The sequence below is a fragment of the Paraglaciecola sp. QJM3NY_14 genome (genome assembly GCF_056173245.1).
The window spans coordinates 480009-505782 of the sequence record NZ_CM149664.1; the positions used below are offsets into that span (position 1 = coordinate 480009).

Below are 25774 nucleotides of genomic sequence, written 5' to 3' on the forward strand. Positions count from 1 at the left end.
GGAAGTGGTTCTCATAGCCTTAAGCAAGACTTTTTAATAGGCATAAAAAAAGAGGCCAGTGGCCTCTTCTTATATTGTTAGCAATTTCACTTTTATTCGCCAATTAGAGGCGCATAAAAGGGCGACGTCAGGCTTAGCTTATTCAGGCTTACCACGACGACGTGGAGGCTGATCTGACCATTCACGCATGTTCAAACGCTGACCGGCAACACGGGTTTTTTGCAATGTATCTTGCGTTGCACGAGGCATATTTTTCGGCAAATCAACGGTACTGAAGTTATCGTAAATCTCGATAGCACCAATATTTTTACTGCTGATGTTTGCTTCATTAGCGATCGCGCCAACGATGTTGCCAGGCTTAGCGCCATGAGTATGACCTACTTCGATACGGTAGCGCTGCATGCCTTCTTCTGGCGTACTGCTTTTGCGAGCACGTTGTGGTCTGTCACCACCGCGGTCACCGCCACGCTCACGACCACGTCCACCGCGATCATCACGACCACCACGGTCATTTCTGTCACCACGAGGAGGGGCAGAGTTCAGGTCAGGACGGTCGCCTTCTTTCAGAATAAGCGGCTCGTCACCTTGAGCAATCTTAGCTAATGCAGCCATAATCACTTCTGGTGCGGCTTCGGTTTCTGCTTGAATTGACTCAACGATAGGGATCAATGTCTCAATGCTGCTGTCACCGATCGCTTCAATCACGCTGCTTTTGAAGCGGCTCAAACGCGTTTCATTTAGCTGAGAGATTGATGGGATTGGCATAGGATCAATCGATTGACGTGTAGCACGCTCGATTGAGAACAACATGCGCTTCTCACGATGTGAGATGAACAGTATTGCATCACCTTGACGACCAGCACGGCCAGTACGACCAATACGGTGAACGTAAGATTCTGTATCGTAAGGCACGTCGTAGTTGATAACGTGACTTACACGTTCAACGTCAAGGCCACGTGCAACAACGTCTGTTGCTACAAGAATATCAATTTTACCGCGCTTCAAACGTTCAACAGTACGTTCACGTGAGTTTTGCGGAATGTCACCGTTAAGAGGCTCAACAGCGTAGCCACGAGCAGACAATTTCTCAGAAAGCTCCATGGTTGCGGTTTTAGTACGTACGAAAATAATCACTGCATCAAACTCTTCCACTTCCATAATACGGGTAAGGGCTTCAAGTTTGTGGTGGCCAGCCACCTGGCAGTAACGCTGTTTGATGGTGCTAGCGGTAGCAACTTTAGATTCGATTTTTACTTGTTTAGGATCGCTCAAGTAACGCTTAGTAATTTTGCGGATTGGATCAGGCATAGTCGCTGAGAACAACGCAGTTTGGCGCTCTGCTGGTGCGTGGCTCAAAATCCACTCAACGTCATCGATGAAACCCATGCGTAGCATTTCGTCGGCTTCGTCTAATACCAAGAACTTAAGGTTATCTAATTTCAACGTGCCTTTTTTGATGTGGTCGATTACACGACCAGGCGTGCCGACTACAACCTGTGCACCACGTCTTAGTTGGCGAATTTGGTTGTCGTAAGATGAGCCACCGTAAATAGGTAATACGTTAAGTTTACGAGAGAAACTAGCGTATACCTGAAAGGCTTCAGCTACCTGAATCGCTAATTCGCGAGTCGGTGCCAAAACTAATAATTGAGTGTTGCTGTTGTTAGCATCCACGTTTGCAAGCATTGGCAATGCGAATGCTGCTGTTTTACCCGTACCGGTTTGCGCAGTACCAAGAAGATCGTGACCTTCCATGATTAGCGGAATACATTGAGCTTGGATTGGGGTTGGTTTTTCGTAACCTACTTTTTCTAAAGCTTGAAGCAATTCGGCAGGTAGGTTGAGGTCTTTAAAAGTCAATTCGACAGTGTCAGTCATTAATTATCCCTAGTTAGAAACACGCAGGATTAACTTAGATTTCACAGTCAAATTCTAAAACAAACCAGCGTGGATACACAAAAGAAGTATTATATGAGAAATCGCGTCTATACACCACGTTAGGCCGCGTTTTATTTGAACTAATCTGTATTTATTGAATATCTCTGATGAACTTGTTATCAATGCGTTAACGCAATGAAAAATAACCTTTAAAAAAGTGCAGAATTGTCACGAATTTAAAATAAAACTGACATGTTTAATGGTGTCGCTTACGGTAACAAATACTCAGTGAATAAAATTCCGGGTGAAAAATTACTCTTAGATGATTCTGGCGGAGTTAAACCGTTAAGCAAAGTCGAGTATAACTGAAAATAATTGCGTTGAAATTGCAACGATTGGCCGTTTCACTACACCAAGTGTTCAAGTAAGATAATTTTGTCGCATTTGCACGCTCAAAGGTTTCAGGCATAACACACTACCCGTTGCGCATCATAACAGGCTGCAATGTCGCACTAAGTAAAAGAGTGAAGAAACAGGATATGGATGATGAATAAAATGAGAAAAACGATAATCGCACTATCACTAGGGATGTTGATCAGTTGTGGGCAGCAAACTAGTGAAGAACATATCCAAGCCGCGCAAGAATTTATCGCGCAAAATGACAGTGCTTCGGCAATTATCTCGTTGAAAACCGCCGTACAATTAGCCCCTAAATCGCCAGAAGCGCGCTTTGAATTGGGTAAAGTTTACCTTGACGAAAAGCAATTTGAGAGTGCTGAAAAAGAACTCAGTCGCGCATTAGAATATGGTTACGATGGTGCGAAGGTGCTGCCGTTGCTGACCCGCGCCTACCAACGAACCGGCGCCTATGCGGCTATCAGTGAAATGGAAGATAACAACGTCGACCTGAGTAATGAGGACAAAGCGGAAATTGGTTATTTCAAAATCGTATCTTTAGTGCGATTAAATAAGCCCGATGATGCGCGCGCGATCATCGCTGATCAGTCGCAGTTACAGACAGATTCCGTCTTCAAGTCACTGAGCCAAGCTTATAAAGACATACTTGATAAAGATTATCCTCTGGCACTGCAAAGCCTTAGCGATATCAAAGATAGCCACCCTGATCATCCTGAAGTCCTTAAACTTTTGGCGCAACTGCATTTAAGCTTGGGCGACCCGAAAGCGGCGGCTCAAGCGTTTGACCGATATGTGTCTTTGTATCCCGATGATTTACAGACCACCTTTGTGCTTGCCAAACTCTGGGTAGATTTAGGGGAAACGGCAAAAGCGGAACCTTACCTCGATCAGTTATTGGCCGTGAATGCTAAGAATGGTTTGCTTAATCAACTTAAAGCGGCTGCACGAATAGCGGATAAAGACTATGGAGAGGCCCAGAAATACGCTGAGCTAGGTATTCAAAATGGTATGAATGATCCTTCGCTACGTTTAATTGCAGGTTATGCCGCATACCAGCAAAAAGATTTTGAGGCCGCTCAGCAGCACCTTTCATTAGTGGCCAGTAGTTTGCCTGGCAACCATCCTGGTTTACGTTTACTGGCTGCTAGCCAATTGCAGCTGGGCTTGAATGCTGAGGCGGGAGATGTGCTGGAGCGCATGGAGCAAGTCAACGAGCAAGATGCGCAACTGTTTTCAAAAGCCAGTTATGAGTTATTGCGTCAGGGAAATGTAAAAGACGCCCAAGAGCTAGTAGAGAAATCTTCCAGTATCAGTACCACGGCAGAAGACCTCACACGTTTAGGTTTGCTTAAACTCTCGCTGAATAATCTTGATGGTATCGTTAATCTAGAAGAGGCACTGGAAAAGTCACCTGAACTTGAGAGTGCTAAAAAAACACTCGCTACTGCCTACATCACCACTAAGCAATATGACAAAGCCCTAGAATTAGCGCAGCAATGGAAAGCCGAAGATGCCAATGACATCAGCGCGTATTTGCTGGCTGGCGAAGTGTTCAGTAAACAGCAAGATCTAAGCAATGCGAAAGCCGAGTTTGAGCAGGTGATGCGCATTGACCCTGAACACAAAGGCGCAGCGCTGGGCTTGGTCAACATCGCTATTACCGAAAAAGATGTGGTTCGAGCGCAATCAGGCTTAACGGCTTTGCTTAATCGTTTTCCTGATTATACGCCAGCATTGGCGACGGCTTATCTGTTTAATAAACAGCAAGGTAAAACACAGCAAGGTATTGAGGTTATCCAAAGCGCGCTGAACAAGGCGCCTGACAATCAAGAGCTGAGTATGTTGTATGCCCGTGTATTGCTGCTTGAAAAGCAATATGAGCAGGCACTGCAACAGTTCGTTAAATTTGATCAAAATGAATCTTCGCCACCTGCTTACCGGCAGGGGAAAGGCCAAGCGTTGATTCGTTCAGGTGATTTGCAGGGCGCACAGGATCATTATGACAAGTGGCTGAGCATTGCCCCGAACGACAAACAAGCCGTCGTGGGCAAGTTACTCCTGCTGGACAACACGGGCAAATTTGCCGAAGGCGTCAAGTTAAGCGAAGGTTTCTTAGCGGTGCGCAACGACACTCAAATGCAATTGCTTAACACGCATTTCTTATTGATGAATAAAGATATGGACGCAGGAAGGAAGGCCTACGAGGCAATACCGCAAGAGCTAAAAAGTATGCCCATTGTAAAGGGCTTTCGAGCACGTTTACTGATTGTTGATGGTGATTTTGAGCAAGCCGAGCCAAATGCTCATGCTGCCTATGAAGGTTTACCAAATGGCAGAAATCTAGTCTTGTGGGTGTTTACCCTTGAGCGATTAAATAAAAAAGAGCAAGCACTGAGTGCGATTAAAGCCCATTTAAACGTATCACCGAACGACGGTGCTGCTTTAATGATGTTGGCCGAAAGGCAAATTAATAGTGGTGATGACGAAGCTGTTGCTAGCTATCAAACCTTACTACAGAAAAACCCTAACAACTTTGTTGCACTGAATAATTTAGCCTATTTGTATCTACAGCAAAATCAGCTAGACAAAGCCCTGGAATATGCTGAAAGCGCGGTAAAACAGCGCCCTGATAATGCCGCCGCAGTAGATACCTATGCCCAAGTGTTGGTGGCTAAGGAAGAATACCGAAAAGCAGTGAAACAATACGATGCGGTTGTGAATGACAAAATGCGCAATGAAGAGATTTATCTCAATTACGTGGAAGCACTTTTCCTCGACGGCAGCACGTTGCTAGGCAAACGCAAGCTGGAACAACGTGAAATGAAAACTGATGAAAATATTGCTCGCCAAGCTCAATTGAAAGCCAAATACGCCGAGTAATCAACAACCTATAATCCGCTTTTACTAAAACAAAAGCCCGTAACGGAAATACGTCACGGGCTTTTTTATAGCGCTAAATGGCCAATGGTAAGCTGGCTAACATTTTTGTACGGCTTGCACTATCCACTGCTTTAATTGCGCTTCACCTAAAGCCCCTGAAATACGATCGATTTCTTTGCCTTGATGAAACAAAATCAACGTCGGAATACTACGGATACCGGCTTCACTACTGATCTGCTGAGCTTGCTCGGTATTTAACTGGGCGAATAATACGCTATCCGTTTGGCTGGCTAATTTGGCAAATACAGGAGCAAAGCTTTTGCACGGACCGCACCAACTGGCCCAAAAGTCGACCAGAACCGGCAAGTGGTTTCGCTCAATGTAGCGATAAAATTGATGCTGGGTGAGCTGGCACGGTTGATGGGTATGCAGCTTCTGCTGGCACTTGCCACAATTAGCCTGGGTATGATCCTTGCTCTCAGGGACGTTGTTAATGGCATAACAATGGGGACATACGATATGCATTTATTCTTTCTCCTGTTTCATAGTATGTGGAGACAACTGCTTAACCTGAAGCTGTAAATCTTTGATATGCACCAGCAAATCACTAAGCGTCGGCTCTTCTTCTAAATCGTGCTCAGCGGCATCTTCTTTGGCCTTTTGTTTGCGCGCCAATTCATTCTCCTGCTCCATTACACTGACGACTATGCCAATAACCATATTCAGAAAAGCAAAGGCGGTGAAGAAAATAAAGGTCAGATAGAACACCCAACTCAATGGGTAAACTTCCATTGTTTCATACATGACATCGGTCCAATCTTCGAACGTCATGACTCTAAACAAGGTCAATAATGAAATGGCGATATCCCCCCAAAGGTCTGGATTAATGCTCTCAAATAAGGTGCTACCTATCGCTGCATAGATATAAAAGATGATGAACATCAGTAGCATAACGTAACCAAGTTGAGGCAAGGCTTTTACCAAAGAGACTAAAAGTATGCGTAACTCAGGGATGATAGAAATCATCCGCAATACCCTAAATACTCTGACCAGACGAGCGATAACGGCCAAATCAGCGTCTTCAGCGGGGATAAGGCTGACAATAACGATCAAGGTATCGAATATATTCCAGAAGTTCTTAAAGAAATCCCGCTTTCGCTCTTCAGCTAAAAACCGAATGGTAATTTCAGTTAAGAAGAACGCGCTGATAAACCAATCTAAAAACTGTGTCACGTGGTACATGGTCACGGACATTTCATAGGTTTTCGCGCCCACTAACAGGGCGGAAAATATGATCACCGAAATCACAAAAATCTCGAACAGCTTGTTCGAACGAATACGAATAAATTTGGCTTGTAGGGATAAAGCGTTCATGGACTCACGAAGTTTATAAAAAATCGTCGATAGAATATTGGATTCTGCTCGGCTGTCAATTGAGGATTGGTATGTGAATGTGTATAAACCAAAGCGTAATGCATGAAGTGCAAACCAAACGTGATATTCTGATAAAAGCATCGAAAATACCTTTTTGTTAGATTAAATAACTAAAAATAATTTGAAATTCCAAATAAATGACAAGACATTATTTCGCGACGCGACAAATAAGCGAGGTCGCTGAACTCGTCTTACACCTTGCAAATTTCTAGCGCAGAAGCTTTGTCACGAAGGAGGCTTTTCAGTCAGAAATGAAGCTCAATATAAATACAGGATTGTTGCGCGAAGCAAACAAGACACGAGTATCAGTAATATGATGAATACCCAAGCGGAACCTATATCCATAGGCCATCTTCTTAAAACTAGCACCCAGGGCCTGCACAGAGAAGTGGAAGGCAGATTGTCAAAAATTTTATTTCACCGCGATTTGAGTGCGCAGGTATATTTGCAGGTATTGATGGCCATGCAAGCGGCTTATGTCTCAATGGAGCGAGCACTGCTTACTTTCCCTGAGTCTAAAGCAGCCTATAAAAACCGCAGTAAGCAAGCATTTATCAACAACGATATCGCTTATATGAAACAGACGCTGTTGGATCTTGAGCATGACATTCCAACGCGCGCCAGTAAGAAAGACGATTTAAGCCAGAATGTTAAACCGAACGTTGAATTGCACTCGACTGCTCAGGCGATGGGTATGATGTATGTTCTGGAAGGTGCAACCTTAGGCGGTGAACATATTCAGGCCCGATTAACTCGACACGATTGGTTAGATACTCATCACGGCGTAGCCTTTTTCAATAGCTATCAAGAGCAAAGAATGGTGCGCTGGGGCGAATTTTTAACTGTATTGCAGCAATACTACCTGCGGAATCCTGATGTTTGTGATGAAATCATGCAAGGCGCAGAATTAGCATTCGAATATATTCATGATTGTTTGGAGGGAATAAGCCTGTGAATAAACCGTTTGATGTGACACTGGATAATTGTCATAAAGAGCCCATCCATATCCCAGGTTCGATTCAACCTCATGGCTATCTATTACTGTTTGAGCCAAAAACACTGATATTACAGTATTGCAGTGAAAACGTAGCGGACTTAATGCAATGCTCGCTAGACGTGTTACTTGGGCAGTCATTGGATTCAATATTTGACCGCGAATTCGCCACAAAGGTAAAGGCACTCGATTTCGATAAAGGCTTTCACGAGGTTAACCCACAGCAAACGACACCGATTGCCGCGCTCGCTCAAGCGCTGAACTCTAATACCACGGGGCCGGTGACTGGCGCGCAAGCCGAGAGTATCAAAACACAATCAACTTACAATGCCATACTGAGCTTACACGACGACCTATTGGCCATTGAATTAGAGGCCGCGTTATCTGCTAGTTCAAGTTCGTTTAATCCCGTTAAAAATTTAATTAATCTATCGCTTAATGACTTGGCCCAAAGCCAAGACTTAAATAACGTTTTTGCTTATTCAGTTAACGAAATTCGCAAAGTCACTGGGTTTGATCGCGTCATGTTGTATAAGTTTGATGCGGACTATAACGGTGAAGTTGTTGCTGAGGCTAAAAAGCCTGAGTTGAACTCCTTTTTAAAACAGCACTTTCCTGAGTCAGATATACCAAAGCAGGCGAGGGAGCTGTACGTTAAAAACCCCATTAGACTGCTTGCTGATGTTAACGCCAAGCAGTCTATGTTGTACCCAAATGATCGGCCTGTTGACTTGAGTAAGGTGACGCTGCGCAGTGTGTCACCTATTCATTGTCAGTATTTACGTAACATGGGGGTGAATGCCTCTATGTCGATCAGCATAGTGGTGTCGGGCAAGTTGTGGGGGCTAATTGCATGTCATCACTATCGCTCTCATGTAGTGCCGTTTGAAACGCGTGAAGTGGCTTTATACATGGGGTTGATGTTGTCTTATTTGATTTCATTAAAAGTACAAGCTGATGCTGAGCACCGTGATTCGGCGGTGTTATCGTTAAATGCGTCGATCACCGCAAAAATGGCTGAGCGTATTTTCTTTACAGATGGTTTGCGTGAAGAAACAGACAATCTGATGCGTATGATGAACGCATCAGGCGTGGCCTGGCGACTAGAAGAAGACATAGAATGCTTTGGCAAAACCCCCAGCCCTGATCGCATAGAAGCGCTTTTTAACTGGGCGACATCAACCAAGTTAGTCACAGATACGATTTACCATACAAAGACCTTAGGTAAAGATAACCCTGACTTTATGGATATCAGTGACGTTGCCAGTGGCGTATTCATCTTGTCTGTTTCCTCTGTTAGTAACTTATTCTTGATATGGTTTAGGCAAGAGGTTGAACAAACCAAAGATTGGGGAGGGAAACCTGAAAAAACGATCGAGTTTTTAGATGATGGCAGCCATAGGCTGATGCCGCGAAGCTCTTTTCGTTTATGGCGTGAAAATGTCAAAAACCAATCGTTAGCCTGGGAAGCGGTAGAGTTATCCAGCGCTTTGAAATTCCGAGACACGATAGTGAACTATGTGTTGTCAAAATCGGAGCGTCTTGAGTTACTAAACGAAGCGTTAGAGCACAAAGTAGCTGTGCGTACCGACGAACTAAAAAAAGAAATTGCTAATAAAGAAAAAATGCAAGATGAGTTAGTGGAAGCCTTAGCCGCCTCTGAAGAATCTAACCGTGAGCTAGAGCGTTTTGCATTTGTTGCCTCACACGACCTTCAAGAGCCGCTTCGTAAAATTCAGTCGTTTGGTGGGCGTATTCAGCAAACAGAGGCCACGTTAAGCGATAGAGGCCATGGTTATCTAACCAAGATGATGAACTCAGCAGAAAGAATGCAGGCGCTGATTAAAGGCGTGCTGAGCTTTTCACGTATCCACAGATCTAATGACGAGTTTGTTCCTTTGAATTTTGATGACATTATTGAAGATGTGATCATGGATTTAGAAGTGTTGGTGACAGAGCAAAAGGCAGCTTTCTCAATCGATCATATTGGCACAGTGTACGGAGATAAAAACCAGCTTCGCCGTGTGGCGCAAAATATCATTCAGAACGCCCTAAAATTCACTAAAGAGGACGTCCCTCCGCACATTGTTATTGCCCTTAACGATAAAGACGAAGACTTTGTCACCATTGAATTTAAAGACAATGGCGTTGGATTTGCAAAAACGCATGAGCAGAAAATATTTGGTTTGTTTGAGCGTTTACACTCAAAAGCTGAGTATTCAGGGACTGGTCTAGGCTTAGCGATATGCAAAAAAATTATTAATCGACATCAGGGGAAAATTTGGGCTGAGTCTCAATTTGGTCAAGGCGCGTCATTTTTTATTACGTTGCCAATAAGATCAGAAGCAGTAGAATAATATTACGCTTTTAACTTATCTTAGACTAACTGGCTGTGATATTATTAGCCGTTAGTTTTTTTACGTGGTTTCAGGCATAGCAAGCGATTTATCATGCTTAAACTTGGGTCATAGGTACGATGCTTTTGCATTATAAATATTAGAATTACACGGACGGTCACTCAGGTTGAACCGTTACCATTCTAAAGTACAGAAGGTTGTGTTTAGTGTGAATAAAGATTCTGGTGTGATATCTAAAAAGCTCAGGGCAGTGAATTATATTCTGGTCGCGGATGACGACTTGGACGATCAAGAGTTGATTCAAGATGCATTAGCGGACAACGCAATAGGGACAGACAAACTGCGCTTCGTGAATGACGGAGAGGAGCTGACACGCTTTTTAGCCGATGCGAAAACGTTGCCTAGTATCATTCTGTTAGATTTAAATATGCCGCGAAAGTCGGGCCGGGAAGCATTAGACGATATTAAGCAAAATCCGTCTTTTAAGCATATCCCTGTGGTGATGTTTACCACCTCTGACTCTGACATCGATATTAAAGAATGTCATATGCTGGGGTGTAATGCGTATTTAACGAAACCTAATAATTACTTAGATTTAGTGGGCTCGATGAAAGACTTAGTTAGCTTTTGGTTCTTTCAAGCGCAAATACTGCACGATTAAATCCATGTTACATATGCCTGGTGCACGCGCTCAGGCATATTCCATTGCTGTTCAACACGTTACTTTTCTTTGGTCTACTTCTTCCGTTCTTTTAATAGCCAACTTTTTATCTTAGCCCTGTAGTTAGTCACTATGAGCCATCCTTCACCAATCATCTTCACCGATAGCACGTCATCTTTAACTCGTTATCTATAACGAGTGCTGAGCTAAATGTATCACTACGATAAAGCATGAGGCTAAAACTTCTCTGCTAGCATCTTTATATTCAATTTCAGCCTTAAGGTTGGCAGTGATGCATACAAACAATGACTTTGAGTTTAAAACCGTAGGCGATATCCGTTTTGGGGTGAATGCGGCTTTGTCTTTACCTGCACTGTTGATATCCCGCTTTGATGCGAAATCGATTCTCGTCATTACTGATAAAGGTTTATTAAACGCAGGGGTGCTTGATCCTGTTTTCGCTGAACTGGATGTGGCTGGCATAACATTCTCAGTGTTTGATGGGGTGCAGGCTGACCCACCAGAAGCCATTATTTTGGCGGCAGCTGAACAAGCGAAAAAAGCCGAAGTGGTGATTGGTATTGGCGGCGGCAGCTCTATGGACAGCGCTAAGCTTGCTGCTGTGTTGGCTATGGAGCAACAAAACCTTGCCGACATGTACGGAGTCGATTTAGTCACGTCTCAGCGTAAACCATTGGTATTGATACCTACTACCGCAGGAACAGGCTCAGAAGTTACCCCTATCTCAATTGTCACCACGGGTGAGTCCACCAAGGCTGGTGTCGTATCACCGGTTTTGTACCCCGATGTGGCGTTGCTTGACCCTTGTCTAACGGTGGGGTTACCAGCACATATTACGGCAGAAACGGGCGTCGATGCTATGGTGCACGCCATTGAAGCTTTCACCAGCAAACATAAGAAAAACCCTTTATCAGATAATCTCGCGATAAAAGCGTTGCAATTGTTGTCGACTCATCTTCCTCGTTGCTATGTAAACGGTAAAGACTTAGATCACAGAGGCGCTACGCTATTGGGCGCCATGCTCGCAGGGCAGGCGTTCGCTAACTCCCCAGTGGCGGCCGTGCACGCGTTGGCCTATCCATTAGGCGGTATTTATCATATGGCTCATGGTTTAACAAACGCACTTATGCTGCCTCACGTGATGCGTTTCAACTTGGCACACGCAGAGCAAGAATATGCCCAGTTAGGTGTAGTCGTTAACCCTCAATTAGCTGGGCTTAGCGTGAGGGAGCAAGCACTGGGTTTTATTGAATATATGCAGCAGTTTTGTTACGACCTTGGCATCACCAAGCGACTAAGAGATTACGGTATTGAGCAAGCTGCGCTAACGGATTTAGCCAACGCGGCCATGCTGCAAACGCGATTGTTAACCAATAATCCGCGAACGGTTACGTTTGATGATGCTCTCGCGTTATATCAAGAAGCGTGGTGAGAATAATTCAGAGTAAGCGATAGCCTATAATTTTGACGCTAGGTACTGCAGTAAATACGTCAATAAGTGGCTTAATAAGCACCTCAATAAGCACAGTGCAAATGGCCGTCGCGTTAAATGGTATCAACAACGAAAAATGGAGTTATATTGATGACAACGTCGACGACAGATAAAAAATCCCCCCCTACGCGTAGCGACTTTCGATACTTCGACACAATTGACACTCGTTGGTCGGACAATGATGTGTACGGTCATGTGAATAATGTCGCTTATTACAGTTTCTTCGACACTGTGGTAAATCGCTTACTGATCGATAACGGATGGCTACATCTTGATGGCCAAGGTCCGATTGGTTTGGTCGTTGAAACCCGCTGCCAATATTATGCGTCGGTAAGCTACCCAGCGGTGCTAGATATCGGCTTAACGGTGTTGAAACTAGGTAACAGCTCGGTGGTGTATCAATTAGCGGTATTTTCAGAAGGCAGTGAGCAGGCGAGTGCCGTTGGGCAATTTGTGCATGTTTACGTGGACCGACCGTCACATATGCCTACGCCTTTACCTACGGACTTGCGCGCTGGGCTAAGTCATTATTTAGTGGGTGGTGACGAGCCGGAATAAACGGCTTCACTGGCGCTCGCCGGTTGGGGATTGGCGACGCGTCGGTTCGGAATTGGTAAAGCGTCTTCAACGGGTAGAGAGTCCTCAACCGGTGGAGAGCCATCAACGGGTAAAAAGTCTTTAACTGAAAACGAGCCATCAAAGCGCTATGTACGCGCTTTAAATGAACTTACTGTCTATACCCGCTAACTTAGCGATTACGCCCTAGGGCATCATGACTGGTCACCCAGTCGCCTGCTAACACGGCGGCACTTAATGACAGCTCTCCTGCAAGTACGGTAGCGCCGATAATCTCTGCAAGTTTGCGTGCTTTACCTTCACCGAAGCAATCCATCATTTCTAAGCATTCTTTTTGTGTGGCAAGGGCAGTACCGCCACCAAAGGTCGCAACAATCAAAGAGGGCAGGGTAATAGCGATATAAAAGTTACCTTGCTCATCTACGTCCACAAACGATAAAGCGGCGGATGATTCTGCCACATTGGCGGCATCTTGGCCGCAGGCGATAAACATGGCCGTAATTCCGTTAGCCGAATGGGAGCCATTATTTATAGAGCCGGCCATAAAACTGCCCATATTGGATATTTGACGCATTTTAAACAGCATTTGTGCTGATACACCCAGTTTTGACTCTAAAATCTCACTGCTGATGGTTGCCTCAGCAATCACCCGCTTGCCGCGACTGTGAAGGGTATTCAGCTGGGAGTGTTTTTTATCGGTATCCATGGCACCAGACAAGTTATAGCGTTGCAAGCCGACCCCAGGAAAGTTTGCCTTCATCCATTCGCAAGCCGCAAACGTGGCTTTGCCCACCATATTTTGCCCAGCAGCATCACCGGTTGTGAAATTAAACCGTAAATATTGCATGCGCGCGGCAGCGTACTGTTCGATGTTACGTAGTTTCCCCACGCTGGTAGTGGTTTCGGCTTGTGCTTTTATGTCCTCGAAATTATCGGTTACCCAATTGCCAAAAGTTTGCGCTTGGCGGGCATCTTCAAAAATAAACACTGGGGCACGCTGCATGACATCATCGACAACTGTCACTTTTACGCCACCAGCGGCGCTGAGGACCCGCATGCCGCGGTTGTAACTAGCGACCAAGGTGCCCTCTGTGGTAGCAAGTGGCACGTAGAACTCACCCTTCGCATATTCGCCATTGACCTTAACTGGCCCTGCTAAGCCGATGGGCACTTGGGCAACACCGATGAAATTTTCAATATTGCCCGCGGTTTGCTCTGGGCTTAAGGAGTAATGGCCCACATGACTAAGCTCGCTTTGGGTGTGTTCTTTTACAAATGTGCGGCGTTGATGTGCCATATTCTGGCTATGATCGTGCTCTTTATCACGAGGAATGGAAGGTGCTGCTTTATTATCTGACATGGGCGAAATCGACTTTGTAGATAGAAGGTGTATCTACAATTATCAACAAAGCTTGGTACAGTGAAATGATTATGCTTAATTAATGTGCAATAGTTTTAGTGATAACAGGTTCAAACAAAGTGTGAGTGAGAGACATCCTCTTGTGGTGTTGACTAATCAGGTTTCTAAATACTCAATTTTATTAGGCACGCCGTCCCATTCTTTTGCATCAGCAGGGGGCGGAATGACTTCGATGATATTCGGCCAAATTTTCGATAATTCCGCGTTGAGCTCGTTAAAGGCTTCTTGGCCGGGTGGCAATTTATCATCCTGAAATATGGCTTTGGCAGGGCATTCTGGCTCGCATAACGCGCAATCGATACATATGTCAGGGTCGATCACCAAAAAATTGGGCCCTTCGAAGAAAGCATCCACTGGGCATACGGCAACACAATCGGTGTATTTGCATTTTATACAGTTGTCGGTGACTACAAATGTCATGGGCACAGTCTTGGTTAATCGATAATGGCGCCGATCATACTTATCAGCCGTATAAATACAAGATGCCAAGGTAGATGAAGGCTGATGTGACGCCTAGAGGCTGTTCATGCACGGAATATATTATGCAATAAACCAGACAGGCGAGCGCGCATGGCTTAAAATACTCGGCTTATTGTTTTTATCTGGGCTGTGTCCCTGCGTTTACCTTTTGGATATCTCTATGCTGCGTTTAACTGATATAAAATTGCCCCTTGATCACCAAGATGCTGATCTCACCCAAGCGATACTTGATAAATTAGGATGCGGCGCAGAGCAGTTAACCCAAGTTTCTGTATTTAAACGTGGTTTTGATGCGCGGAATAAGTTTGATATCCAACTGATTTACACCTTAGACGTGGACGTTGCTGAGCAAGAGGCCCTACTCGCTAAGTTTGAGAACGATCCCCACGTCAGATTATCACCAGATACCCGTTATAAATTTGTGGGTCATGCACCTGATGCACTGACTGAGCGTCCAGCCGTAATCGGTCTTGGACCTTGCGGCTTGTTTGCAGGCCTATTGTTAGCGCAAATGGGCTTTAAGCCCATTATTTTAGAGCGCGGTAAAGAAGTCCGTGAGCGAACTAAAGACACGTTCGGCTTTTGGCGTAAAAAGCCGCTTAATACTGAATCAAATGTGCAGTTCGGCGAAGGCGGCGCAGGCACATTTTCAGACGGCAAATTGTACAGCCAAGTGAAAGATCGCAAGCATTACGGGCGCAAAGTGCTTACCGAGTTTGTTGATGCCGGCGCCCCCGATGAAATTATGTATGTAAGTAAACCGCATATCGGTACGTTTAAGCTGGTGGCAATGGTTGAGCGCATGCGTGCACAAATTATTGAACTAGGCGGCGAGATTCGCTTTAGTACTCGAGTTGATGATGTGCATATTGAGCATGGTCAGTTGACCGGCTTGAGCTTATCAACGGGGGAACATTTAGCGTGTCGTCATGCTGTATTAGCTGTGGGGCATAGTGCTCGAGACACGTTTAAAATGCTGTATGAGCGTGACGTATATATAGAAGCCAAACCTTTTTCCGTCGGCTTTAGAATAGAGCACGAGCAATCCATGATCGATGAATGTCGCTTCGGCCCAAGTGCCGGTCACCCTATTCTGGGCGCGGCAGATTACAAACTGGTGCACCATTGTAAGAATGGCCGTGCGGTATACAGTTTTTGTATGTGCCCTGGCGGCACCGTTGTTGCAGCGGCCTCAGAAGAGGGCCGTGTGGTAACCAATGGCATGAGCCAATATTCTCGCCACGAGCGCAACGCAAATAGCGCCATAGTCGTAGGCATTGAGCCCAACAAAGATTTTCCTGGGCATCCTTTGGCGGGCATTGATTTGCAGCGCAAACTTGAAGAGCAAGCCTACGCTCTGGGCGGCAGCAATTACGATGCTCCAGCGCAGCTGATTGGCGATTTTTTGACAGGAAAAGCATCGGCAGAGCTAGGGGATGTGAAACCCTCTTATACGCCAGGGGTAAAACTTACGGACTTATCCAAGGTTTTACCGGACTATGCTATCAGCGCTATTCGTGAAGCTATTCCCGCGTTTGATAAGCAAATTAAAGGCTTTGCCAAAGCAGATGGTTTGTTAACTGGGGTCGAAACGCGTACCTCATCGCCTATTTCCATTAAGCGTGGCGCTGATTTCCAGAGTGTAAATGTTAATGGGCTCTATCCTGCAGGTGAAGGCGCTGGGTACGCCGGTGGGATTTTATCTGCCGGTATTGATGGCATTAAAGTGGCTGAAGCGGTGGCGCTGTCCATGTTAGCAAGCAGTCACGCGTAGCGTTAAACGAACACAAAAAAAGCAGCCTGAGCTGCTTTTTTTATGCGAAGTGCAATGTAAACCAGTACGCGTTATTTAATTTGCGCAGATAAACCTTGGTTAATGTCTGTTACGTCTTCGATTGATAACGTACCAGCGGCTAATTTCAGGTTGAGCGTGCTAACAACATAACCGTATCGAGCACTTGATAGGTTACGACGAGCATCAAACAAGTTACGTGTGCTGTCTAGTACATCAACAATAGTACGGGTACCCACATCAAAGCCGGCTTCTGTGGCTTTTAATGCACTCTGGGCAGATACGACTGCCTGCTCAAACGCCTTAATACGTGAAATGGCGGCTTTTATGTCATTGTAGTTTGAGCGCACGTTGCGGATAACTGAGCGGTGAATACGTTCGCGGTCTTCGCTGGTGGCAACAAATCTGTGTTTTGCAGAGTCGACATTGGCAGATACTCGGCCACCAGTGTACAAAGGCACGTCGACAGATAACGTCACACCATAGGTATTAAAACGGTCACTACCACCTGCGCCAGGGTTAATAGCGAAACCATCGGTGTCATTACTATTGGCACTACCGCTTATGCCGACAGTTGGGTAGTGCCCAGCACGAGCACTCTTAATATCAAACTTAGCGATATCCACACTGGCATTGGATACCAGTAATTCCAAATTTCGCTGCTCAGCAGTTTTTAGCCAATCGTTGACGTTCGCTGGGGTTGGCAAGCTGGCAGAGAACTGCTCAGTATTGAGCACATTCAAGTCTGGATAATAGACGCCTGTAATTTCGCGTAAAGCTTCAAGATTGGTTTCAACTGCGTTTTCGGCACTGATTTCGGCTGCAACTGAAGTATCGTACTGTGCTTGTGCTTCGTGCACATCTGTAATGGCAGTCAAACCCACTTCAAAGCGTTGCTTAGTTTGTTCAAGTTGGCGAGCAATGGCGCGTTTTTCGGCGCGAGCAAACGCTAAATCATCTTGGGCTTGAAGAGTATCAAAATAAGCACTAACCGTGCGTAAAATAAGGTTTTGCATCGTTAGCGCAAGGCTAGCATCTGATTGACTCGCAACAAGCTCTGCGCGATCTAAACCAACCCAAAGCGAACGATCATAGATAGTTTGTGATAAATTCACTGTAACGTCATTAGTTGAACGGTCTAAATCGCCATAAGTTTCTGCTGCCTGCAAGCTCAATGATACTTGGGGTAACAAGCCTGCGCGGCTGATTTCGATATCAGAAAAAGCCGCTTCTCTGTTTGCTTGTGATTGCAAGGTGGCTGGATCGTTTTGTAATGCTTGCTGATATACGCTTAGTAAGTCGTCAGCAAATGCGTTATTCGATACGCCAAAGCCAATCAATAGCGAAAGAAGTGTTTTTTTCATGTGTGTTCCTTGATGAATTTTACTGGTGGCATCGAGACCATTATTTTTTAGATTTACTATATGTCGCATTCTAAGACGCTAAAGTTTAAATACATTCAGCGTGAACACGAAACATCCAGACGTAAAACTGATGGCTCAAGTGTAACAGAATATTATACTGGCCATGAACCGCTAAATATTGCTTCACTATATGGTACTAAAGACTAAATTTGAAAGGGGATGTATGTCTAAAATTCAGCAGTTTTCCAGCAAAGACGTGGAAGTTACCCGCAAAGAACCACTTTACGACGGTTTTTTTAAAATGGTGAAGTACCATTTCAAGCATAAATTGTACAAAGGCGGTTGGAGTGACTTGATACAGCGAGAAATATTTGAACGTGGGCATGCGGTTGCGGTTCTGCCGTATGATCCCCATTTAAATGAGTTCGTTATGATTGAACAAATTCGGATTGGCGCTATGGCCACATCGGATTCGCCGTGGTTGTTAGAGATTGTGGCTGGTATCATTGACCCGGGCGAAACACCTGAAGCGGTATGTTATCGCGAGGCGCATGAAGAGGCAGGGGTGACGATTACCCACCTTAAGAAGGCCATCAGTTATCTTGCTAGCCCGGGCGGCACAACTGAAAGGTTACATATATATGTGGCCCAAGTTGATGCGAGTCAAGCGAAAGGTGTGCATGGACTCGACCATGAGAGTGAAGATATTTTGGTGCACCGAGTACCAGAAGAGCAAGCTCTGGAGTGGATTAATCAAGGAAAGATCGACAACGCAGCGACACTGATCGCGCTGCAATGGTTTGCTATGAATAAACAACGAGTACTTGATGACTGGAAAGAATGAACAAGATTTAAGACGTAAATACGTACCTCACCTGCCGAGTATTCAGCGGGTGTGTGCGATGAATTACGTGCGTCTGATTAAGCTTTTACCTGATTGTGATACTGAAGACTTGGAATATCAGTTCAAGGTGAATAAATCCTTGAATTACAGCATTAAAATTGTCGAGTGTAGCCGATATACCAGCACTGTGATCATGTCCCAAGAGTCAATTAATGGCCCCGATTTTATGCGGCCAGTGGTGCGTGCTCGTTTGTATCATGATGCGCAACTGGCCGAGGTGATTGAATCTCAACACATTGGTGCTCTGCAGCCTAGCTATGAGTATCCAAATATCAAAATGCATCAAAGAAATGAAAAAGAGATGGTGAACTTATTCTTGAGTGAGTGGTTACTGTTTTGCTCGAAACACAAAGATCAACTGCAAGCGGCGAGCGCGTAACGCGATGAGGTTGGCGTGAGTTTTAAAGTGGCGCAAATTTCAGATTGTCACTTGTTTGCTGATAAACGCCATGCGGGTTATCAAAACATAAATCCTTACACTACCTTGCAAGCCGTGTTAAAAAACGTGGGCCTTTGTCACCCAGATATGGTCATTGTGAGCGGTGATGTCAGTGCTGAAAACGATGCTGTTAAGGGTTTAGCCAGTTATCAGCTTTTTAGTCAACTGTGGCAACAAAGCAAGATTAGCGCGCCACTTTTAGTCATTCCAGGTAACCACGACCACCTTGAAGCATTAAATAGTGAGCTGAATCACCTGGCAGGATGGCCTTTATCCACGAGCGCGGGGCCGTATTGGAAGGTTCATGGTCTCAATACCAAAACTGATGATTCCTCGGGTGAAATATCCATGCGTCAACTTCAGTACCTGAATGAGCAAGTTAACCTAGACCCACAGCAACACCATTTGCTGGTGGTGCACCATCATCCTTATGCGTGTGGTGGCTGGATGGACAACCATCCTTGGCGTAACCGGGATGAGTTTATTCAGAATGTTGAGCAGCAGCCGCAAATCAAAGCTGTGATTTATGGGCATATTCATCAAGCGAGCGAAACACGCAGCCAAGATTGCGTATTTATGTCTGCGCCGTCTACATGCTGGCAGTGGGCAAACAGCAAAGAATTCGCCGCCAGTGGCGAAGCGCCGGGATATCGCGTCATTGAACTGGCTGATAACGGGCAAGTCGACAGTCACATTATTAGAATCTAACGGAATATACATGACAGACAGTAAACCAGAACAGGTTGTAATTTATTTACACGGTTTTTTAAGCTCACCTCAATCTGTGAAGGCTCAGCAGACTAAAGCGTTTGTAGATGAGCATTACCCAGATATCGTGTTTTATATTCCCCAGTTGGACAATCACCCCAAACCGGCCGCCAAAATGTTAGATGAGCTGGTTGCTCGTCACCCGAATGCAGATTTTGGTTTTATTGGGAGCTCTATGGGCGGTTATTTCTCAAGTTACCTGCTTGAACGTTATGGCGGTAAAGCGGTACTGATTAACCCTGCTGTTCAGCCTTACAATCTATTAGCTGATTACTTGGGGGAGCATATCAACCCTTATACTAAGAAAAGGTTCAGCTTAGATGAATCCCATACCCAAGATTTAACCACCTTTGATACCAAAACCTTGGCAAGCCCTCAAAACTACTGGGTGTTATTGCAAACGGCTGATGAAACCTTAGACTACCGTCAAGCAGAGCAGAAATACATGGGCGCAAAATTAACCATAGAAGAGGGCGGCGATCACAGTTTTCAGGGTTATGAGCGTTTCCTTGCTGATATTTTTCAGTTTCTGCTGCACGACTAATTGAAGATTGGTATAACATGAGCGTATTGGCTCTCACCTAACGCCTAGTCATTTTTATCAACGGCCACAACAAAAATAAGAACTATGTCTAATCAATATAACGCAGATGCAATTGAAGTTTTAAATGGCCTTGACCCGGTCAAACGTCGCCCTGGTATGTACACAGACACCACGCGTCCCAATCACCTTAGTCAAGAAGTCATAGATAACAGTGTGGATGAAGCCCTGGGAGGCTTTGCCAGTTCAATTAAAGTGGTACTGCACCCTGACCAATCATTAGAGGTGACCGATGATGGTCGTGGTATGCCTGTGGATATTCACGCAGAAGAGGGCATATCAGGCGTTGAATTAATTATGACCAAACTGCATGCCGGTGGTAAATTTTCGAATAAAAACTATCAGTTTTCTGGTGGTTTGCACGGCGTGGGTATTTCGGTCGTAAATGCCTTATCTAAACGGGTTGAGGTGAGTATTCGCCGCGATGGCAGTGTATACCAAATTGCGTTTGAGAATGGCGAGAAGGTTGAAGACCTAAAAGTGGTGGATACCTGCGGTAAACGTAATAGCGGTACGCGGGTTCATTTTTGGCCAGACGAGCAGTATTTTGATTCAGCTAAGTTTTCTGTGACTAAGCTGTTGCATGTGTTGCGAGCAAAAGCCGTTCTGTGTCCTGGTCTACGTATTCGCTTTGATGACAAAGTCAGCAAAGAAACACACGAGTGGTACTTTGAAGACGGTTTAAAAGATTATTTATATCAATCGGTTGGCGACAGTATCAGCTTGCCAGCGGATGCCCCCTTTGTGGGAGCAGTAAGCGGTAACACTGAAGCCGTTGATTGGGCGGTTATTTGGTTGCCTGAGGGCGGTGAAATGATCACCGAAAGCTATGTTAACCTCATACCTACCGCACAGGGCGGTACGCATGTGAACGGATTACGCCAAGGTCTGCTTGAGTCCATGCGTGAATTCTGTGAATTCCGAAATTTATTGCCTCGTGGCATTAAGTTAACCCCAGAAGATATTTGGGATCGCTGTAGCTATGTGTTGTCCACCAAGATGCAAGATCCGCAATTCGCCGGGCAAATTAAAGAGCGCTTGTCATCACGCCAGGCCGCTGCGTTTGTGTCAGGCATAGTCAAAGATGCCTTCAGTTTATGGCTAAATCAACACACCGCGATTGCTGAGCAATTGGCTGAAATGTGTATCAGCAATGCACAAACGCGTTTACGCCAGAGCAAAAAGGTCGCTCGTAAAAAGGTAACTCAAGGCCCCGCATTACCTGGCAAGTTAACCGATTGTTCGACCCAAGATACTGGACGTTCAGAATTATTTTTAGTAGAAGGTGATTCAGCTGGTGGCTCTGCTAAGCAGGCGAGAGATCGTGAGTTTCAAGCGATTATGCCCCTGCGTGGTAAGATTTTGAACAGCTGGGAAGTTGACTCTTCCCAAGTGCTCGCATCTCAAGAAATACATGATATTTCCGTTGCGTTGGGAATCGACCCTGATTCAGACGACTTAAGCGGCCTGCGTTACAACAAAGTCTGTATTCTTGCAGATGCTGACTCCGACGGACTGCACATCGCGACATTGTTGTGCGCCTTGTTCGTTAAACACTTTAGAACGCTAGTGGAAAATGGCCATGCCTATGTTGCTATGCCGCCGTTGTTTAGAATCGATGTGGGGAAAGAAGTCTTTTACGCCCTGGACGAAGGTGAAAAAAAAGGCATTTTGGATCGCATTGCCGCCGAGAAAAAACGCGGTAAGGTCAACGTGCAGCGCTTTAAAGGTCTGGGAGAAATGAACCCACTTCAATTGCGTGAAACGACCATGGATCCAAACACACGACGTTTGGTGCAACTGACCATAGAAGATCCTACCGAAATGTTAGAGACCATGGATATGTTACTGGCCAAAAAACGCGCTGGTGACAGAAAGTTGTGGTTAGAAAGCAAAGGCAATATGGCAGACGTGTAATTGTTAGCCTCGACCATCCGTTTTCAATCTTTTTAGTACGCAAGGACCTAATTTGCTGCGTTTTTTTAAATATTTACTGATTGTATTGGTACTGCTGATTGGCTTAGGCGTAGCGCTATTTATTGCCAGCGTTGAAGATGAGCCCCTTGTTGTAGCGACAAGCGCAACGCAAGTTGACGATGCTGACTCGGTAAAAGAATTGATTGAACAAATCAAACAGAGCGTGAGAGATCGCACGCTCGACCAGCAAATCCCTCTCACTGAGAATCAACTCAACAGCTTGGTGGGTTTTTTACAACGCGCGAAGGCGCAATTTCATGGTCAAGCTAACATTACCCCCCTTGCTAGTAGCTTGTCAGCGAGTTATCAATTACCGCCAAATCCAGTCGGTCGCTATGTTAATTTCAGTGCACTCATACTGCCCGGTCAAGGGCTGCAATTAGATGAAGTGCGCTTAGGCAGCATAGTACTGTCTGGTAAACAAACATTGGCAACCCTAGTTTGGTTGGCTGATTGGTGGACAAATAGCACGATAGCAAGTCAGTTCGTACAGCAAATTGATAGTATTCGTATGTTTCAAGGCAGTATGGTGATTGCTATGCGCCCGTTAGATGCCTTTCTACGAAACTTAAAAGATCTCAAGCGCGATATTGGTGAGGAAACGGATTTGAGCCTTGCCACTGCCCATTATTTACGTTTTCTCGCTGAACTAGATGTTGGACAGCGACCTACTGCACAATCATTGGCCCGGTTTATTCAACCACTGTTTGCTGAAGCATTGAGTCGGTCACACCAAGCGACGGCGGCGGAAGAAAATGAAGCGGCGATAATGGCATTAGCCACGTATGCTGGGCATCATCGATTTGCTAGTTTTATCGGCGATATACAGCCCAAATCTAAGCGAGTTGCAGTACCGCGCAACATGCCGACCCTTATGCACAGGACTGACTTGAGTCAGCATTTTATCTTCTCGGCCGCCATAAAAGTTTTATCTGAACAGGGTTTGACGGCAGCGATAGGTGAATTTAAGGAGTTGATGGATCGCGGCGCAGGTGGCAGTGGCTATAGCTTTGTCGATTTAGCCGCTGATCATGCAGGAGTGAAATTTGCGCTTGTGGCGACGGATGAAAAAACGGCGTTTGCGTTGCAACGTATGCTATCTGAAAATGCCAGTGAGAGCTCATTTTTCCCTGATACCAGTGGGTTACCTGAAAACTTGAATAAATCTGAGTTCACGAAGACGTTCAAACAAGTGGACAGCCCTGAATATAAACGTTTATTAGATGAGATTGACCAACGCATTTCGTTGCTGCCGGTCAGTCGATTACCTCTGGCTAAGTGATGCGCAGTAGGTATTTGACTCGTTAATGGCCCGTTGTTTTTGAAAATACATTGATGATAAGGACACCGCTTAAAATAAGGCCTATTCCGAGTATGGCCGCTAAGTCGGGCAACTCTTTATAGAAAATCGCGCTGAAAAGGGCAATCAACACTATGCCCATGCCTGCCCAAATCGCATAAGCAATCCCTACAGGCACAGTTTTTAGCACTAAAGACAGAAAATAAAACGCTGTCGCGTAGCCGATAACACATACCGCACTAGAGATGGTGTTATTAAAACCATCAGAAGCTTTAAGTGCCAAGGTACCGATGACCTCAGCCATAATGGCCGCCCCTAGGTACCAATATCCTATCGTTATTCCCATGGTCGTTTATGCCTTAAATTAGTCTTTAATGCTGACTTGAAACTGGCTCAGGGTGGAATGTAACAACTCTATTTTTTTTACTACCTTTGGCAAAGCTTGCTTTTGTTCTTCTGTGTCGAGTTGGCTCAAGCTGGCGATATCCATGGCTAACTCTTCGACATAGGGCTTAAAAAACCGGCCGCTGGCATTAAAGCCTGCATCTTCAGGGAAAATAGCCTGAAACTTACCTTTGCCAGCACTTTGTAACTTAGCAATGGTTGCGTCGGCATCAATGGACTTGCGATAGATGAGCTGGGCATTTTCAGTTAATTTTTCAATAATTGTTTGCATAGATTTGGCTTATTTGGTTGTTGGGTTAAAGTTTTAGGCAAACTTGCCGATAATGACGAAGAGCGGGCGATTCTGCCTGCTTTTCAACTTTGCTACAAGCAATAGGGGTTCTGGTATGGAAATTCAAGGAGGCGCAGCCTCTGGAGCATCCGGTGCGACGCTAGAAATCAAATCGTTACAGATGGCTAAATCCCAGCAGGAACGAGATGGTCAAGCGACGCTTCAGCTTCTGGAATCAGCAGCTGACGTACCATCATCTTCATCAAATCCAAATTTAGGCTCAGTGGTTAACACGTTTGCCTAATCAGGGATGAAGATTTAAATCAATTGGCGTTTTACCGGGTTGGCCGCCTATCTCGCGTACGAGTTTAGGCACCAGAAATCCCGGTAAGCGTTTTATCATTTTTGCCATAATGTCTTTCGCTATCTTATCGTCTTGATCAAAATGTTGGGCGCCTTGCACTTTGTCCATTACGTGTAGGTAATAAGGCATCACACCGGCATCAAATAGTCTTTCACTTAACGCGACCTGCACATCCGCACTGTCATTAATGTCTTTTAGCAGTACGCCTTGATTGAGTAAGGTTACCCCCGCCTTTGTTAATTCTTGCAATACTTCTTGTAACGCGAAGTCGATTTCTTGCGGGTGGTTAATGTGCAGCACCATCACAGGTTTGAGCCGGGTTTTAGTAAACCACTCTATCAGCTGGGGCGTAATACGAGCAGGGATAACAACAGGCAATCGAGTGTGAATTCTGATGCGTTTGATATGCGTTATTTCAGCTATTTCATCGGTTAACCATGCTAAAAAGTCATCTTTGGCCATCAAAGGGTCGCCGCCAGAATAAATGACTTCGTTAATGTTGCTGTCTTGCTTTATATAGTCGAGTGTTTCTTGCCACTCATGTTTGTTTAAGTGGTTATCGGAATAGGGGAAGTGGCGACGAAAACAGTAGCGGCAATTGACGGCACAACCACCGCGGACTAGCAGGAGTACACGACTTTTATACTTGTGTAATACGCCAGGTTTTTCATTTTGCTGTTCTTGTAGCGGGTCCAGTACGTAATTAGGGTCTGTTAGAAACTCTTTTTCGCTTGGAAATACTTGCTTAAAAAGTGCGTCGTTCGGGTCACCTTTTTTTATTCTCGCTGCGAACGGGAGAGGCACGCGCATAGGAAATAAGCGACGTGCAGCGATATCGTCGATAAACTCAGTGGGATCTAAATCTAGGTATTTGAGCAAAGCGACGGGATCGGAAAATGCACTTGAGAGTTCTTTTTGCCAGTTATTCTCTACAGCAATGAGTTTTTTAGGTATTATTTGTGTCAACTAGATACTCTAC

23 protein-coding genes are annotated in these 25774 nt (G+C 45.1%); 14 read left to right on the plus strand and 9 right to left on the minus strand.

Annotated elements, in window-relative coordinates:
* Positions 1-138: 138 nt before the first annotated feature.
* On the minus strand, positions 139-1878 hold the full coding sequence (locus tag AC0VYA_RS02085; protein WP_011573345.1) for a DEAD/DEAH box helicase: 1740 nt from the start codon (positions 1876-1878) through the stop codon (positions 139-141).
* A 555-nt stretch (positions 1879-2433) separates the two neighbouring features.
* Here AC0VYA_RS02085 and prsT point away from each other — a divergent pair.
* Complete coding sequence (prsT, locus tag AC0VYA_RS02090; RefSeq protein ID WP_475489907.1) at positions 2434-5175, plus strand: XrtA/PEP-CTERM system TPR-repeat protein PrsT; 2742 nt, start codon at positions 2434-2436, stop codon at positions 5173-5175.
* A gap of 96 nt (positions 5176-5271) precedes the next feature.
* On the opposite strand, the gene trxC is transcribed toward prsT, so the two are convergent.
* Both trxC and AC0VYA_RS02100 read right to left on the minus strand, forming a co-directional pair.
* On the minus strand, positions 5272-5700 hold the full coding sequence (trxC, locus tag AC0VYA_RS02095; protein ID WP_475489908.1) for a thioredoxin TrxC: 429 nt from the start codon (positions 5698-5700) through the stop codon (positions 5272-5274).
* The gene (locus tag AC0VYA_RS02100) at positions 5701-6549 is read right to left on the minus strand and encodes an ion transporter (RefSeq protein WP_011573348.1); all 849 of its coding nucleotides are present in this window, start codon (positions 6547-6549) and stop codon (positions 5701-5703) included.
* Positions 6550-7009: 460 nt separating this feature from the next.
* On the opposite strand from AC0VYA_RS02100, the gene AC0VYA_RS02105 reads away from it, so the two are divergent.
* The 5 genes from AC0VYA_RS02105 to AC0VYA_RS02125 all read left to right on the plus strand — a co-directional run bounded on the left by AC0VYA_RS02105 (position 7010) and on the right by AC0VYA_RS02125 (position 12692).
* Entirely contained in the window at positions 7010-7564 is a 555-nt protein-coding gene (locus tag AC0VYA_RS02105; RefSeq protein WP_475489909.1) for a biliverdin-producing heme oxygenase, read from the plus strand.
* Positions 7561-9960: an ATP-binding protein gene (locus tag AC0VYA_RS02110; protein WP_475489910.1), complete on the plus strand. Its 2400-nt coding sequence runs from the start codon at positions 7561-7563 to the stop codon at positions 9958-9960. Before AC0VYA_RS02105 ends, AC0VYA_RS02110 begins: the two co-directional genes overlap by 4 nt.
* Positions 9961-10168: 208 nt before the next feature.
* Positions 10169-10621, plus strand: coding sequence for a response regulator (locus AC0VYA_RS02115; RefSeq protein WP_011573351.1), 453 nt, complete (start codon positions 10169-10171; stop codon positions 10619-10621).
* Positions 10622-10913: 292 nt separating this feature from the next.
* Positions 10914-12074, plus strand: coding sequence for an iron-containing alcohol dehydrogenase (locus AC0VYA_RS02120; RefSeq protein ID WP_473477817.1), 1161 nt, complete (start codon positions 10914-10916; stop codon positions 12072-12074).
* Positions 12075-12224: 150 nt separating this feature from the next.
* Positions 12225-12692 carry an acyl-CoA thioesterase gene (locus AC0VYA_RS02125; protein WP_011573353.1) on the plus strand — a complete coding sequence of 156 codons (468 nt, stop codon included), beginning with the start codon at positions 12225-12227 and terminating at the stop codon, positions 12690-12692.
* 190 nt (positions 12693-12882) lie between these two features.
* Here AC0VYA_RS02125 and AC0VYA_RS02130 read toward each other — a convergent pair whose 3' ends face one another.
* Together AC0VYA_RS02130 and fdxA are read right to left on the minus strand one after the other, a co-directional pair.
* On the minus strand, positions 12883-14070 hold the full coding sequence (locus AC0VYA_RS02130; RefSeq protein ID WP_475489911.1) for a hydroxymethylglutaryl-CoA reductase: 1188 nt from the start codon (positions 14068-14070) through the stop codon (positions 12883-12885).
* 156 nt (positions 14071-14226) lie between these two features.
* Complete coding sequence (gene fdxA, locus AC0VYA_RS02135) at positions 14227-14550, minus strand: ferredoxin FdxA (protein ID WP_011573355.1); 324 nt, start codon at positions 14548-14550, stop codon at positions 14227-14229.
* Positions 14551-14770: 220 nt separating this feature from the next.
* On the opposite strand from fdxA, the gene AC0VYA_RS02140 reads away from it, so the two are divergent.
* Complete coding sequence (locus AC0VYA_RS02140; protein ID WP_475489912.1) at positions 14771-16384, plus strand: NAD(P)/FAD-dependent oxidoreductase; 1614 nt, start codon at positions 14771-14773, stop codon at positions 16382-16384.
* A gap of 71 nt (positions 16385-16455) precedes the next feature.
* On the opposite strand, the gene tolC is transcribed toward AC0VYA_RS02140, so the two are convergent.
* Positions 16456-17766, minus strand: coding sequence for an outer membrane channel protein TolC (tolC, locus tag AC0VYA_RS02145; RefSeq protein ID WP_473477824.1), 1311 nt, complete (start codon positions 17764-17766; stop codon positions 16456-16458).
* A 223-nt stretch (positions 17767-17989) separates the two neighbouring features.
* On the opposite strand from tolC, the gene nudF reads away from it, so the two are divergent.
* The 6 genes from nudF (at position 17990) to AC0VYA_RS02175 (ending at position 23737) form a co-directional block, all read left to right on the plus strand.
* Positions 17990-18610 carry an ADP-ribose diphosphatase gene (nudF, locus tag AC0VYA_RS02150; RefSeq protein WP_473477826.1) on the plus strand — a complete coding sequence of 207 codons (621 nt, stop codon included), beginning with the start codon at positions 17990-17992 and terminating at the stop codon, positions 18608-18610.
* The gene (locus AC0VYA_RS02155; RefSeq protein WP_011573359.1) at positions 18594-19049 is read left to right on the plus strand and encodes a DUF1249 domain-containing protein; all 456 of its coding nucleotides are present in this window, start codon (positions 18594-18596) and stop codon (positions 19047-19049) included. Before nudF ends, AC0VYA_RS02155 begins: the two co-directional genes overlap by 17 nt.
* Positions 19050-19064: 15 nt before the next feature.
* On the plus strand, positions 19065-19817 hold the full coding sequence (locus AC0VYA_RS02160; RefSeq protein ID WP_473477828.1) for a metallophosphoesterase: 753 nt from the start codon (positions 19065-19067) through the stop codon (positions 19815-19817).
* Positions 19818-19827: 10 nt separating this feature from the next.
* Entirely contained in the window at positions 19828-20421 is a 594-nt protein-coding gene (locus AC0VYA_RS02165) for a YqiA/YcfP family alpha/beta fold hydrolase (protein WP_011573361.1), read from the plus strand.
* Between the two features lie 84 nt (positions 20422-20505).
* Positions 20506-22395, plus strand: a complete 1890-nt coding sequence (parE, locus tag AC0VYA_RS02170) for a DNA topoisomerase IV subunit B (protein ID WP_475489913.1) — start codon at positions 20506-20508, stop codon at positions 22393-22395.
* Between the two features lie 52 nt (positions 22396-22447).
* On the plus strand, positions 22448-23737 hold the full coding sequence (locus AC0VYA_RS02175) for a YfiM family lipoprotein (protein WP_475489914.1): 1290 nt from the start codon (positions 22448-22450) through the stop codon (positions 23735-23737).
* 22 nt (positions 23738-23759) lie between these two features.
* Here AC0VYA_RS02175 and AC0VYA_RS02180 read toward each other — a convergent pair whose 3' ends face one another.
* Positions 23760-24101: an SMR family transporter gene (locus AC0VYA_RS02180; protein ID WP_473477834.1), complete on the minus strand. Its 342-nt coding sequence runs from the start codon at positions 24099-24101 to the stop codon at positions 23760-23762.
* An 18-nt stretch (positions 24102-24119) separates the two neighbouring features.
* Positions 24120-24431, minus strand: coding sequence for a hypothetical protein (locus tag AC0VYA_RS02185; protein ID WP_011573365.1), 312 nt, complete (start codon positions 24429-24431; stop codon positions 24120-24122).
* Between the two features lie 115 nt (positions 24432-24546).
* Here AC0VYA_RS02185 and AC0VYA_RS02190 point away from each other — a divergent pair, with 115 nt between their 5' ends.
* Entirely contained in the window at positions 24547-24735 is a 189-nt protein-coding gene (locus tag AC0VYA_RS02190) for a hypothetical protein (RefSeq protein ID WP_041713191.1), read from the plus strand.
* Here the strand turns inward: AC0VYA_RS02190 and epmB are convergent, their stop codons facing one another.
* Positions 24736-25761, minus strand: coding sequence for an EF-P beta-lysylation protein EpmB (epmB, locus tag AC0VYA_RS02195; RefSeq protein WP_475489915.1), 1026 nt, complete (start codon positions 25759-25761; stop codon positions 24736-24738).
* Positions 25762-25774 lie beyond the last annotated feature (13 nt).